Source organism: Azoarcus sp. TTM-91 (assembly GCF_012911025.1).
In the GTDB taxonomy this organism is placed as follows: Bacteria; Pseudomonadota; Gammaproteobacteria; order Burkholderiales; family Rhodocyclaceae; genus Azoarcus.
In genome coordinates this window covers 1-13913 of the sequence record NZ_WUEI01000112.1, presented here as the reverse complement: position 1 = coordinate 13913, position 13913 = coordinate 1, and the positions used below count along the sequence as shown (strand labels likewise).

The following is a 13913-nucleotide window of genomic DNA, read 5'->3' as shown; positions in this document are numbered from 1 at the left end:
GCACAACCTTTGCCTGACACCCCGCTTCCCCATACGGCGCGCCGCTATCAGCGTGCCGGAAAACGACAGAGAGAAGCGAGATGCGAGACGAAGCAGAATTGCGCCTGCAGGCGGACGTGCTGGTGATAGGCGGCGGGCCGGCCGGAGCGTGGGCCGCATGGAATGCGGCCAGGGCCGGGGCCAGGGTGGTGCTGGCGGAAAAGGGCTACCTCGGCTCCAGCGGCGCCACCGCGCCGGGCGGCACCAACCTGCTCTACCTGCCGCCGGATGCGGCATTGCGTGAAGCGGCGGTGCAGCAGCGCATGGAGGGCGGCGGCCAGCTCTCCGAGGCGCGCTGGATACACCGGGTGCTGGACCAGGTCTACGAAAGCCTGCAGCTGGTGGAAGCCTGGGGCTACCCCTTCCGCCGCGACGAGCACGGCGTGCCGCTGCGCGACCACCTGCAGGGGCCGGAGTACCTGAAGCTGATGCGCAAGACGGTGCACAGGGCGGGCGTGCGCATCCTCGACCAGTCGCCGGCGCTGGAGCTGCTGGTGGACGAGCACGGCGTGGGCGGCGCGCGCGGCCTCAACCGGCTGGACGGCCGCCGCTGGGAAGTACGCGCCGGCGCGGTGGTGATCGCCACCGGCGGCTGCGCCTTCCTCAGCAAGGGCCTGGGCTGCAACGTGCTCACCGGCGAGGGCCTGCTGATGGCGGCGGAGACCGGCGCCGAGCTCTCCGGCATGGAGTTCAGCCGTGCCTACGCCCCCAGCGCCGCCTTCGGCACCAACACCCGCGGCCGCACGCTGGGCTGGGCGAGCTACTACGACCAGCACGGCAAGGTGCTGCATGCAGGCGGCCCGCGTTCGCGCGACTTCCTCGCCAAGGCACTGCTGCAGGGGCCGGTGTACGCGGTGCTGGACAAGGCCGACACGCCGGAGAAGCGCGCCATCCTGCGGCGGGCGCACGCCATCTTCTTCCTGCCGCTGGAGCGCGCCGGCATCGACCCCTTCACCCAGCCCTTCCCGCTGACGCTGCGCTACGAAGGTACCCTGCGCGGCACCGGCGGCCTGCGCCTGACCGGCGACGACTGCGCCACCAGCGTGCCCGGCCTGTATGCCGCCGGCGACGCGGCCACCCGCGAGCGGGTGTGCGGCGGGCTCTCCGGTGGCGGCGCCTACAACGCCTCCTGGGCGATCTGCTCCGGCAGCTGGGCCGGCCGCGGCGCGGCGCTGCATGCGCTGGAGGCACCGCGGGAGCGCAAGCTGCGCCCGGCCGGCGGCGCCGGCGTACGGCCGGTGAAGGGCAGCGCGCCGGTGGACAGCGCCGGACTGGTCGCCGCGGTGCAATCCCAGGTGCTGCCGCTGGAGATCAACTACTTCCGCAGCGAAGCCGGCCTGCGCCAGGCGCTGGGCACGGTGGATGCGCTGTGGCCGGAGGCCGGCGGGCTGCCGGACACCCGCACACCGCAGGCCGCGCTGCGCGCCCGCGAAGCGGCGGCGATGGTCGCCGCCTCGCGCTGGATCTTCAACGCCGCGCTGGGGCGCAAGGAAACACGCGCCTCCCACACCCTGGCCGAATACCCCGAGCTGGACCCGGCGCAGCGCCACCGGCTGACCGTCTCCGGGCTGGACAGCATCGCGCTGCGTACCGAGCTGGTGCCGGCATGAGCCGGCGATCCGCCCGCACCGGCGGTCAAGGCCGCATAGCCAGCCGATCCGCACCGGCGCCACGCCTGCGCCGGGCTTCACCCCGGGCCCGGCCCACCTTCCCAGGAAACCCCCGATGATCGAACTCGTCAGCACCTCGCGCTGCACCGAATGCGGACTGTGCGTCCGCGTCTGCCCCACCAATGTCTTCGACCACAACCACGGCCTGCCGGTGATCGCCCGCCAGCACGACTGCCAGACCTGCTACATCTGCGAGGTGTATTGCCCGGTGGATGCGCTCTACGTAGCCCCCTACGGCGACCAGGCGGTGACGGTGGACGAGGACGCCCTGGCCGCAGCCGGCACCCTGGGCAGCTGGCGCGCCACCATAGGCTGGGGGCGCAAGCGCGTCACCCTGGCGGCGCTGGACACCACGCCCTTCATCGACCGCATCCTGCCCTCGCAGCCGGCGCTGCCGGCGGAGGAAATCGCCTTCATCCTGGCTGCGCCGGCCAAGGAGCCGGCAGAGACTTGAAGTGCCCCGCTGCCCGCAGCCGGACGGCAGGACGGCAGGACGGCAGGACGGCAGGACGGCAGGACGATGATTCGCTTCGCGCTGCTGGCGCCAGCCAGGGGACTTTTGCGGCGCACCCAGCCCAGCGCCGGGGCCGGCTTCCCCCGGCGGCCTCTCTTCGCGGAGCACCAATACCGCTCGGCGAGGGGCGCAACACGCCCTCCCCGCGCAAGGGCCGGGGAGAGCGTGTTGCCCCGCCAGGGGCGGCAGGGCCTATCGGCTCACAGCACTTCGACAACCTGCTCGAAACCCAAGCGCTCCGCGCGCGGGGCGGGCGAGCCGGCAAGGCCGTAGCCGAGGTTGGCGATGAGGTTGACCTTGTAGCGGCCGTCCGGGAAGAAGGTCTGGTTCAGCAAGTCTGCGTTGAAGCCGCTCATGGGGCCGACGTCCAGCCCGAGAGCGCGGGCGGCGACGATGAGGTAGGCGGCCTGCAGCGAGCTGTTGCGGAAGGCGGTGGGGTCGACGAGCGCAGGATTGGCCTCGAACAGCTCGCGGATCTTGGGGTTGGCCACATGTTCGAAGAAGCGGCTGTCCTGGGCGACGATGACCGTCACCGGCGCGGCCAGGGTCTTCTCCTTGTTGCCGGCGGACAGGGCTGGCTCCAGCCTGGCCTTGGCCTCGGCGCTGCGCACGAAGACGTAGCGGCCGGGCTGGGCGTTGAAGGCGGTCGGGCCCCATTTCAGCAGTTCGTAGAGCTGCTGCAGGGTTTCGTCGCCCACCGCGGTGGCTTCGAATTTGCCGTAGGTGCGGGCCTGCACGAAGAGCTGGTCGAGTGCGGCCTGGTGGAGGGGAGTGCCCATGGTTTCTCCTGTTGGATGGGTATGGAAACGCGGGGGAAGATCCGGCCTCGCCGGCCGGGTTGGAAAGTCGGGAAGGCGTTCAGGCCACGGCCAGCGCCACGCCGCGGGAAGCCAGCAGCGCGCGGGCGTTGGCGCTGAAGATGCGCTCGCGCTGGGCGGGCTGCAGCGGCGCCTGCAGGATCTGGTCTATCACCGGCCGCACACTGGGCGCCGGCGCGTAGTCGGTGCCGAAGACGATGCGGTCCTCGCCCAGCACCCGCGCCGCCAGCGCGATGGCCTCGGCGCCGCGGCCGGCGGCGCCGGTGTCGAACCACAGCCGGCGGAAGCGGGCGCGCACCTCGTCCGCACCGGCGCCCACGCCCAGGCGCTCGGCGTTGAGCGCCACCTGCTCGGCTACCAGGGCGATGGTTCCGGCGCCGCCCAGCATGGCGATCTGCACGGTAACGTCGGGATAGGCGTCGAGGAAATCGCTGAAAGCCAGGGTGATGGCGGCAGCGGCGAAGCTCCAGCCGGTGTCCAGCAGCGCGCGGATGTCGGCGTTGTCGCTGTGCAGGTGCAGCGGCGGCTGGCCGGGCACCGAGGGGTGGGCGTAGCCGGTGTGCAGGTAGAGGTGGCTGCGGTTGCGCTGGGCGACCTCGAACAGCGGCCGGAAGCGCTCGGCGCCGGCCAGGCTGGCGAAGCCATTGACCGGCAGCACGCCGCCTATCAACCCCAGCTCGGCATGCGCCCGCGCCAGCTCGCGCGCCGACCAGGCCACGTCCGAGCTGGACAGCGCCGCCACCGCGCTGAAGCGCCGCGGGTGGCGCCGCACCAGCGCGGCGAGATCATCGTTGTAGGCGGCCCACAGCGGCAGGGTTTCCGCCGCCGGCAGCGCGGCGTCCACGCCCAGCGTGGTCGGCCAGGACAGCAGCTGGTGCGCGATGCCGTGGGTGTCCAGGTGGTCCAGCCGGGCGTCGATGTCGAACCACTGCGGCCCCAGCGGGAAGGCTTCGGAGCGGCCGTGCGGCGTGCCGGGGCCGGCGCGGTGCAGGTGGCGGCGGCCATCTTCGCCGCCGACGAAGCGCGGCGCCACGCCACGGGCGCTCAGCAGTTCCACCGCGCGCGGCGAGAACCAATGGCTGTGGAGGTCGATGAGGCCGCGCGGGGCGGCGGGGTGCGATGGGCTTGAAGTGGTGCTCATGGGCACAGTCCTCGGTGCGGGGGTTCAGGTCGGCTTGGGGCGGAAGAAGATGTCGCGCAGCATGCCGCGCTGGGCTTCCAGGTCGGCCACCAGGGCATCCGGCGGCGGGCGGCGGTGCAGGCGCTCGCGCTCGGCGGCGTTGTCCGGGTAGAAGGGCGGCGGCGGTGCGTCCGGCATGGTGCCGAGCTGGTAGGCCTGCTGTGCCACCGCCGCCTGGCCGCGCGGCGAGAACAGCCAGCTCTTCAGCAGCCGGGCGCTCGCCGGGTGCGGCGCGCCGCCGACCACGCCGAAGCCGAAGGGCACGTTCACCGAGAAGTCCGGCACGAAGCGGATGGCCACCGGCGCGCCCAGCGCCCGCTGCCGCACCACCACCGCCAGGTAGCCCCAGGGGTTGAGCGCCAGCCGGCCCTGGCTGACGTAGGTGACGCCGGCATCCGGCCCGGTGAACAGGCCGGCGCGGTGCAGCGCCTGCAGCCGCGGCAGGTCCACCACGCCGTCGCGCAGCAGGGTGGCGAAGGCGACGTCGGTGGTGCCGACCGCGGTCACCGGCTTGATGTAGGAGAAGCGGCCCTGCCAGGCCGGCGCCAGCAGCTCGTCGAAGCGCTGCGGCAGCGCATCCGCTTCCACCTGCTGGCTGTTGTAGGCGAGGCCGAAGACCTTGGAGAAGGGGTAGTGGGCCCGGTCCGCCTCGTCGCGGTATTCATCCGCCAGCCCCTCGGCGCTGGCCGGGCGCCAGGGTTCGAAATAGCCACGGCGGGCGATCAGCGGCAGCACGTTCACCGGCTGCATCAGCAGGTCGCCCATGCGGTTGCCGGCCTGGCGCTCGGCGTCGATGCGCGCCATCACCTGGGTGGGCGAGACGTGCATGTAGATCACCCGCAGCCCGGGGAAATCCGCCTGGAAGGCCAGCCACAGCGGCTCCCACTCGGCATCCACCGCGGCGCCATAGACCACCGCCGTGCGCTGCCCGCCTTGCAGCGCCTCGCGGTACAGGCCAGCGAGTTCGTCGCGGGTTGCGGCGTTACCGGACAAGGTTGCTGCGGAAGCCGTAGCGCCCTGCCCCGCGCCATCGCCGCCCGTGCCGCAGCCGCCCAGCGCCCAGCCAGCGGCACCGGCAAGGCTTGCGCGCAGCAGGCGGCGGCGGCCGGTGTCCGCGTGCGGAGGGCCGGAGGGGAGGAAGCGCCTCATGCCGCCTCCGCCGCCGCGCCGGCAGCCATCGTGTCGGTGGTTGCGATGTCGGTGCCCGCCTCCTCTGCCGGCAAAATCACCGCGTCGCCCGGCGCCAGCGTCACATGGGCTTCGTGCCAGCCTGGCGGGTGATGCAGGTCGCCACGGCCATCCCAGGCGGCCAGCGGCAGGCTGGCGAGCAGGCGCTGGCCTTCCACCGTCACCTCCGCCTGGAAGCGCTCGCCCAAGTAGGCGATGGCGCCGGCGCGGGCGGCGAAGGCATTGGCCGCGCCCTGCGCCGCCACGCCGGCTTCCAGCCGCAGGTTGGCGCTGCGGAAAGCGAGCAGGCCGCGCTGGCCCACCGCCAGGGCGGCCGGCGCGCGGCCGGCCACCTCGCGGCGCCAGCCGTCGGGGAGGAAGGAGGCGCGCTCGCCGTCGCGGCCGGTCAGGCGGCCGGGCAGCAGGTTGTCGAAGCCGACGAACTCGGCGACGAAGCGGGTGGCCGGGGACAGGAAGATCTCGGTGGGCGTGCCCAGTTGCTCCAGCCGGCCCAGGCGCATCACCGCCACCCGGTCGGCCAGCGCCAGCGCCTCCGCCTGGTCATGGGTGACGTAGATCGAGGTGCCGCCGGCTTCCTCGTGCACCCGCCGCAGGTCCTGCCGCAGGCGCTGGCGCAACTGGGCGTCCAGGTTGGACAGCGGCTCGTCGAACAGCAGCAGGCTGGGCCGCGCCACCACCGCCCGCGCCAGCGCCACCCGCTGCTGCTGGCCGCCGGAAAGCTCGGCCGGGCCGCGGCCCTCCAGCCCTTCCAGGCCGACCAGCGCCAGCGCCGCACCCACCTCGCGCGCCAGCTGCTCGCGCGACAGGCCCTTGCGCCGGTGGCGCAGCGGATAGGCGACGTTGTCGAACACGCTCATGTGCGGCCACAGCGCATAGCTCTGGAACACCATGCCGATGGCGCGCTTCTCCGGCGGCACGAACAAGCCCGCCGCCGGATCGGCGACCACGCCGCCGCCCAGCGCGATGCGGCCGGCGGAGGGTTCCTCCAGCCCGGCGATGCAGCGCAGCGTGGTCGTTTTGCCGCAGCCGCTGGGGCCGAGCAGGACGAAGAATTCGCCGTCGCGTATCTCCAGGTCCAGGCCGTCGATGGCGCCGCGCTTGGGCGCAGTGGTGACCCGCTTGCCGGCGGCGAAATACTTGCGCAGGCCCTGCAGGCTCACGCCACTGCCGTTGCTTGCTGTCACTTCTCGGATGCTCCTGTGGGAAATCGGGGAATCGGGGTGTTCATCGGCACGGCCTCAGGCGGAAGCCGCCGCGGGGCGAGAAGGCGGCGCGCCGCTGCCGCCGGCAAGCGCGCCCAGCAGGCGGCGACGGCGCTGGCTGCGCACCGCCACCCAGGCGCGGTAGCCGGCCCAAGCGATGCCCCAGATGGCCGCCTTGGCCAGCAGCAGGATCACCAGCAGCGCCGAGGCGGCGGAAAAGTCGCCGGAGGAGTACAGGCTATACACCACCGAGGAGATCGGGTTCAGCCCCGGCGCGCGCAGCAGCAGCGGCACCTCCAGGTTGCCGGAGACGATGATGGCGGCCATGAACCAGCCGGCGAGGAAGCTGGGCGCGATCAGCCGCAGCACCACGTCGATGGCGGCGCGGAACGGCGAGGCGCCGGCGATGCGGGCGGCCTCCTGCAGTTCCGGCGACAACTGCGCCACCGCGGCGTTGGCCACCTGGATGGCGAAGGGCGTGACCACCACTACCAGCGCCAGCGTGACCAGCCAGAAGGTGCCGTAGAGCTGCTTCAGCCCCGGCACGCTCACCACCGCCCAGGACACCGCCAGCGCGGTCACCACGCCCGGCATGGCCAGCGGAATCAGGCTGACGAAGCGCAGCAGCGCCGCCCGCCGCGGCGGCAGCGCCCGTGCCAGCAGGGCTACCGACACCGCCAGCGCCATCGCCGCGAAGCCGGACAGCAGCGCCACCGCGAAGGTGGTCTGGATAGCGTCCACCACCCGCGGCAGCGCCAGGATGTTGCGGTAGTGCTGCAGCGAATAGCCTTCATAGAGGCCAGGGAATGGCTGGAAGGAGGAGAACACCACCGAGCCTGTCGGCAGGATGGCCGCCAGCAGAAGGTAGAGCGCCACCAGCGCCGCCAGCGGCCAGCGCGCGCGGCCCAGGCGGATGCGGCGGCGGCCGCCGCTCTTGCCGGCCACGGTGACGAAGCTGCGGCGGCCGAGCAGGCGCGATTGCAGGATGCACAGCAGCGCCACCACCGCCAGCAGGGCGATGGAGAGCACGCTGGCGCGGGCGTAGTCCGGCGGCGCGGCGCCGTTGATGAAGCTCATGATGCGGGTAGCGACGACGTCGATGTCCTGCGGCCAGCCCAGGATCAGCACCATGTCGAAAGCCTGCAGGCCGGCCACCACGCCGAGCAGGATGGCGCCGGTGATGGCCGGCGTCAGCGCCGGCAGGTCGATGCGGAAGAAGGTACCGAGTTGGCCGACGCCAGAGACCAGCGAGGCGTCGTTGTGGCTGGGGTCCAGCGCGCGGAAGGGGCCGATGAGGAAGAGATAGATCACCGAGGCCTTCTTCAGCACCATCACGGTGATCAGGCCGGTCCAGGTCTCGACGTCGAACCAGGCTGCGCCGGCGCCGAACAGGGTCTGCAGCAGCTTGTTGGCCGAGCCGGTGTAGGCGTTGCCCAGCATGGCGTAGCCCAGGGCATAGAACAGCGCCGGGGTAGCGAACATCAGCATCAGGCAGGGGGTGACGCCGCGCCGCAGCGGCAGGTCGGTGCGCTCGGAGAGGAATGCCAGGCCGGCGGCGATGAGGGTGGCCGCCAGGGTGCTCACCAGCGACAGCACCAGCGAGTTGCCCATCGCCCGGCCGGTGCCCGGGCTGTCGAAGGTGCCGCTCCAGGCGGCCAGCGTCCACGCGCCGTCGAAGCCGGGCGCGGCGGAACGGAAGGAGCCGACCACCAGCATCAGCACCGGCCACACCAGGATGAAGAACAGCGCCGCATACAGCGCCAGCCGGGCATGGGGCCAGCGGCGCGGCGAGAGGAAATCCAGGGGTGGCCGGCGCATGACGCCGGCCAGGAAATCTGCAGACATGGGGTTTGGCCTTGGTACGGTTGCTTGTGCTGCGGGTGGTGGGCTTGGGTTGTGGGTGCTGGTTTGCTCCCTCGCCCCTCGCGGGAGAGGGGAGGAAACCGGGTTCTCTGCCTGGCCAAGGCGTATTGACCTCGGCATTGATGCTGTTCAGCTATACAAAAATGCGCTGGAGCTGCCCTCGACGCTGTTCCGCCGCCCATTGCCCAAACAGCAAGCACGGCCCTTCCCCCTCCCCCTCGCGGGGGAGGTCCGGGGAGAGGGGGCGCCCCGTCAGGGGCGGCTGCGTTTGAGGCTCGCGGTCCTCTCCCCCTCTCCTCCGACTCCTCTCCCCCAAGGGGAGAGGGAAGGAAACAACCGCATGCCAGCCCTGCAAGCGCCCTCCCCCATCCATCAGAAGATGAAGTTGGCCCCCGCATAGACGAAGCGCCCGGATGCCCCGTTCGGTGCGATGAAGGAGTACGGGTTGATGCCGCTGGCGCGGTTGGTGGTGTCGTACTTGTCCGGGTACTTGTTGAACAGGTTCTGCGCGCCCAGCTCCAGCCGCAGGTTGCTGGTGATGCGGTAGCCGAGGTTCAGATCCACATACCATTCCGGCGAGAAGGTCTGGTCGTGGTTGCCGTTCACCGCGCCGGCGGCGGCGTTGTAGGTGTATTCGCCGTAGCGCGTCACCGTGGTGTCCACCGTCCAGTCGCGATAGGTGTAGCGGCCGCCCAGCACCAGCTTGTTCTTGGGCACGCCGTCCTCGATGTCGCGCACGCGGTAGTCGTTCACCACCGTCACCGTGGTGCCGTTCACCGTCACCGTGTCCTTCACGTTGCTGGCCTTGGTGCGCAGGAAGCTCAGGCCCAGGCTGAGGTCCAGCACGCCGGCGCCGTCGAAGCGCAGCTTCTTGCGGCCGACGAAGTCGATGCCCTTGGTGGTGGTATCCCAGCCGTTGAAGTAGTAGCTGGCCTGGGTGTAACCAGTCAGGCCAATGCTGTTGAAGGCGCTGGTGACGCCGGCGCCGCGCAGAGCGTCGGTGATGATCACCTGGTCCTTGATCTTCAGGTAGTAGGCATCCACCGTCAGCGAAGTGGTGGAGTCCGGCGTCAGCACGAAGCCGAGGGAAACGCTGTCGGACTTCTCCGGGTCCAGCGACTTGGCGCCGAACACCGCCGCCAGCGAGTCGTCCGGACGGAACTGGCGGGTGCGGCCGGGTTCGGCCAGGCCGAGGCCGGTGTTGGTCCAGTTGCTGGTGAAGGCGGTGGTCTGGGTCCCGAGTTGGCCCAGGCTGGGGGCGTGGAAGCCGGTGCTGACGGTGCCGCGGAAGGCCAGCGCCTTGTTCACCTCGTAGCGGCCGGAAACCTTGCCATTCACCGTGTCGCCGAAGTCGGAGTAATCCTCATAGCGGCCGGTGATGCCGATCTGGAATTTCTCGGTGATGTCCGTTTCGAAACCGAGGTAGGCGCCCTTGACGTTGCGGTCCACCGTGCCGCCGTCGATCGGCATCAGGCCGGCGGAGCTGGAGGCGGTCACCGGGATGCCGTTGCTGGAGTTGGAGAGGCCGCCGTTGGTGTAGGAGGCTTCATCGCCGAAGGAGTCTATGCCCCAGGTCTCGCGCCGCGTCAGCAGGCCGGCGTTGATCAGGATGGGCGCCGGCGCCCAGCCCGGGCTGATGCTGCGCACATAGTCGGCGGTCACGCTGGTCTGGGTGGAGCGCCAGCCGCCCATGTCGAAGGTGGTCGGGCTGGCCGCGCCCCAGCTCGGATTGGTGGTGTCCAGGCCCTTGATCCAGGTGACGTTCTCGCCCCAGCTCACGCCGATGTCCAGCTTGCCGGTGGCTTCCTCGCCGAAGCGGTAGCCGAGCACGCCGGCCCAGTCGGTGGAGTAGTAGTTGCGCCGCGGCTGGTAGCCGTTGGGGTAGATGTCGAGGTTGTTGGAGGTGTTGTTGCGGATGAGGTCGCCGGGCAGGCCAGTACCGATGACGAGGCGCTCCGGATTCACATAGTTGCCAGTGCGCTTGTCGGCGTAGTTCACCCAGGCGTAGGCGGTGCCGCCGCCGATCTTCAGCTCGGAGTTGGCGAGGAAGCTGAAGTTTTCCCGCGAGGCCTGGCCCCAGTGGCCGTAGTCCTTGTCGTAGGTCTGGTTGCGGGAGTCGCCGGTGGGGAAGAGCTGGCGCCAGTCGTCCTCGGCGCGGTCCACCTGGCCGCTCTTGAGGTAGTCGAAGCTGAGGTTGACGAAGCCGGCGTCCTGGCCGAGCTGGAAGCCCTTCCAGCCATTCACCGCATGGGTTTCGCCGCCGCCGTCGGTGTAGCCGCCGTAGCGCACGTTCACCGCGCCGCCCTCGGCGGAGTCGTTCAGCACGATGTTGATGACGCCGGCAATGGCGTCGGAGCCGTACTGGGCGGCGGCGCCGTCGCGCAGCACTTCGACGCGGGCGATGGCGCTGATGGGGATGGTGTTCACATCCACCACGTTGTTCGCCGGCCAGGGGTCGGTGCCCTGCAGCAGCGCCTGAGTGTGGCGGCGCTTGCCGTTCACCAGCACCAGGGTGTAGGCCGGGCTGACGCCGCGCAGCGAGGCGGAGCGGGTGGCCTGCCCTTTCACCGCGTTCTGGCCCTGGGAGAAGTTGAACGAGGGGTGCAGCTTGCTCAGGGCCTGGTTCAGCGTCACCGCGCCGGTTTCTTCCAGCTCGCGGGCGCTGATCACTTCCACCGGGGCCGAGCTCTTCAGCGTGGTCTGGTCTTGGCGGGAGGAGCCCAGCACCACCACCGCATCCAGCCGGGCGGAATCCTCGCCACTGGCCTCGGCCGCCCGCGGCGCCTGCTGCGCGTGGGCTGCCGGGATCATGGCGCTGCAAAATGCCGCAATCGCGGTCAGCGCAAACTTCTGCATACACATCCTTTGTCTGATTGGTTTTCCTGCCTGCGGCAGCGGCGGGCTTTCAGTCCGCGTGCTCGCCGGGTGAGGCGCCGCTCTATCCAGATGGTCATAGAGACGGGAGCGCGGGGAGGCTCTTAGCGGAAACCGTGCCAGGAAATAATTTCTTTTATTTCATAAAGTTGAAGAGACGAGACTGAGGCACGGGCAGCAAAGCTGCTGCCCGCGCAACTGGCCTGCTGGGAATGAGTCAGGCGGGCGCCACCCTGCGGGCGGAAGCAGCGCCAAGCGGGCCAGCGCGCCCGGCAGGCGGCGGCGCTGGCTGCGCGCCGCCTGCCGCTGGCCCGACCGGCCCAGCAGCGCTCCACTCAGGCCGGCAGCGCCTCGCGCCGTGCGATGCGGATCTCATCCACGCCGCTCAACACCAGGTGATGGCGCTGCGCCGGATCTTCCTCGGGGAAGTCGCTGCGCCGGTGCAGGCCGCGGCTCTCGGTGCGGGCGAGCGCGGCGCGGTAGATCCAGCGCGCCGAGGCCGCCAGCGCCGCCGCTTCCCGCGCCTTCAGCAGTTCGCGCGGGCCGGCGGCGGCGAGGTCCGTGCTCGCCGCCGCCCACAGCGCATCCAGTCGAGCCAGCGAGGCGGTCATCTTCTTGCCGTCGCGGAAGAAGTTCTTCTCCAGCGGCAGGATTTCCTCCTGCACCCGGGCGATGGTCTCGCGGCCGCCGGGGCCCTTGCTGGCACCATCGCCGCCGGGCCGCAGCCCGCAGGCACCCGCGCCCTTCACCTGCCGCGCATGCGCGCCCGTGCCCAGCGCGCGGGCGAAGGCGGCGGCGCCCTGCCCCGCCCATTCGCCGGAGGCCACGCACCAGGCCACCGCCGGGCCGGCGCCGCTGAGGAAGGCGCCGGTGAGGCGGCAGCGGTCGGTGACGTCGCCGGCGGCGTACAGGCCGGGCACGCCGGTGGCGCAGCCCTCATCCACCAGCAGGCCGCCGGCGGCGCGCACCGTGCCTTCGTAGGTGAGCTTCACCGGCCAGCGCTGGCGGAAGGGATCGACGCCGCGGCGGCTGAAGTACTGGTAGAAGTTGGGGCTCTGGCGGCGGTGGGTGTCGTGCTGCGCCGGCGCCGCCTTGTCCAGCACCACCCAGGCCTTGCCGCCGGACAGCAGGGTGCGGGCAACGTTGGGCACGGCGAACCAGGAGGGCAGCGGGTCCAGCCGCTCGCCGGCGTCGTCGTAGATGTGGCCGCTGAAGTACATGCCGCCCTTGGTGCAGCTGCCTTCCGCCGGGGTGAGGCCGTAGTGGCCGGAGAACTCCATGCCCTGCAGGCGGGCGCCAGCCTCGGCGCCCATCAGGTAGCCGTCGCCGGTGAGGCCGTTGGTGCCCTGGGCACCGGAGAGGAAGGCGTTGCCGCCGGTGGCCAGCACCACCGCGCCGGCGCGCACCCGCCAGGCTTCGCCGCTCTTGCGCTGGATGCCGGCGGCGCCGGCCACCGCGCCGTCGGCGGTCTGCAGCAGCTCCAGCGCCGGGCTGTGGTCCAGGATCTTCACCTTGGCCGCCAGCAGCTGGCGGCGCAGGAAGGCCATGCTGTCCGGGCCGGGAAAGGCGCCCAGGCGGGCGCTGGCGAAGCCGGCCTCGCGCAGTTCGGTGAAGCTGCGGTAGCTCTGGTCATAAACCCGCTCGACGTAGCCGAGGTCGTCCAGCCCGCGGGATTCCTGGTGCCGCACGGTGATCACGCCCTCGCGTTGGGCCGGATCGTCCGGCAGCGCGTAATAGCCGCCGACGCTGGCGGCGGCGACCACGCCGGCGGTGCCCATCCAGCCCTTCTCCGCCAGCACCACCCTGGCGCCGGTGCGCGCCGCGGCCAGCGCTGCCCAGGCGCCGGCGAGGCTGCCGCCGATGACCAGCACGTCCGTCTTGTGGTCGATCTCGTAGTCGCCAGCGGCGATGCGGCGGCCGCTATCCATCGTCACTTCGGTGTATGCGCTCATGCCTGTCCCCTCAGTGACGGTTGATGCCGTTGGCGTAGCTTTCGCTGCGATGCAGATCCTGCGGACTGCCGGGGTGACCGCGCTGTATCGCCGGCGCGGCCCCGGCACGGGAGTCCAGCTCGCCCGGCTTGCGCCTGTCCCAGCCGAGGGCGCGGCGGAAGGCGCCGATGCGGCCGTCGGCCAGCAGCTGGGCGGCGTCCAGGCCGGGCAGCGGATAGGCTTCCGGCGCCACATAGAGGGCGTCCGGCGCGCAGTAGGCTTCGCACAGGAAACAGCTGCAGCAATCCTGCTGGCGGGCGACGAAGGGCAGGCCATCGCCGTCGGCCTCCAGTACGTCGTTGGGACAGACACGCACGCAGGCAAGGCAGCGCACGCAGCGCGGCTCGAGTATCAGTTCGATCACTTCTTGCGATTCCAGCGGTGGGAAAAGCGCTGGAATCGCAAGGGGCGTGCCAAAGACCCTTTTGGCGAGAGGGGCTGGGTTTGGCCTTGTAGCGGTGGAGTTGAAGTGCTGCGGGCGGGGCAGGTCTTGTTTCTTGGCAGGCAGGGGTGAGTGTGGGGAGGCAGGCTCCGCAGCACTTGCTCCCTCCCCCCTCGTGGGGGAGGGCCGGGG

General features: G+C 71.1%; 10 protein-coding genes. 2 read left to right on the top strand and 8 right to left on the bottom strand.

What is annotated here, in order from left to right:
* Positions 1 to 80 precede the first annotated feature (80 nt).
* Entirely contained in the window at positions 81 to 1649 is a 1569-nt protein-coding gene (locus tag GRF61_RS20170; protein ID WP_169152418.1) for an FAD-binding protein, read from the top strand.
* A gap of 115 nt (positions 1650 to 1764) precedes the next feature.
* Positions 1765 to 2163: a ferredoxin family protein gene (locus tag GRF61_RS20165; RefSeq protein WP_169152417.1), complete on the top strand. Its 399-nt coding sequence runs from the start codon at positions 1765 to 1767 to the stop codon at positions 2161 to 2163.
* Between the two features lie 260 nt (positions 2164 to 2423).
* On the opposite strand, the gene GRF61_RS20160 is transcribed toward GRF61_RS20165, so the two are convergent.
* The 8 genes from GRF61_RS20160 to GRF61_RS20125 form a co-directional block, all read right to left on the bottom strand.
* On the bottom strand, positions 2424 to 3002 hold the full coding sequence (locus GRF61_RS20160) for a malonic semialdehyde reductase (protein ID WP_169152416.1): 579 nt from the start codon (positions 3000 to 3002) through the stop codon (positions 2424 to 2426).
* Positions 3003 to 3081: 79 nt separating this feature from the next.
* On the bottom strand, positions 3082 to 4182 hold the full coding sequence (locus GRF61_RS20155; protein ID WP_169152415.1) for an amidohydrolase family protein: 1101 nt from the start codon (positions 4180 to 4182) through the stop codon (positions 3082 to 3084).
* A 24-nt stretch (positions 4183 to 4206) separates the two neighbouring features.
* Complete coding sequence (locus GRF61_RS20150; RefSeq protein WP_169152414.1) at positions 4207 to 5370, bottom strand: extracellular solute-binding protein; 1164 nt, start codon at positions 5368 to 5370, stop codon at positions 4207 to 4209.
* Positions 5367 to 6593, bottom strand: coding sequence for an ABC transporter ATP-binding protein (locus tag GRF61_RS25110; RefSeq protein ID WP_211166107.1), 1227 nt, complete (start codon positions 6591 to 6593; stop codon positions 5367 to 5369). Before GRF61_RS25110 ends, GRF61_RS20150 begins: the two co-directional genes overlap by 4 nt.
* Before the next feature lie 54 nt (positions 6594 to 6647).
* The gene (locus tag GRF61_RS20140) at positions 6648 to 8456 is read right to left on the bottom strand and encodes an iron ABC transporter permease (RefSeq protein ID WP_169152413.1); all 1809 of its coding nucleotides are present in this window, start codon (positions 8454 to 8456) and stop codon (positions 6648 to 6650) included.
* A 390-nt stretch (positions 8457 to 8846) separates the two neighbouring features.
* Entirely contained in the window at positions 8847 to 11285 is a 2439-nt protein-coding gene (locus GRF61_RS20135; RefSeq protein WP_169152412.1) for a TonB-dependent receptor, read from the bottom strand.
* A 398-nt stretch (positions 11286 to 11683) separates the two neighbouring features.
* The gene (locus tag GRF61_RS20130) at positions 11684 to 13300 is read right to left on the bottom strand and encodes an FAD-binding protein (protein ID WP_248281357.1); all 1617 of its coding nucleotides are present in this window, start codon (positions 13298 to 13300) and stop codon (positions 11684 to 11686) included.
* A gap of 10 nt (positions 13301 to 13310) precedes the next feature.
* Positions 13311 to 13703 (bottom strand): ferredoxin family protein, encoded by a 393-nt coding sequence (locus tag GRF61_RS20125; RefSeq protein ID WP_169152411.1) that lies wholly within the window; start codon positions 13701 to 13703, stop codon positions 13311 to 13313.
* Positions 13704 to 13913: the final 210 nt, after the last annotated feature.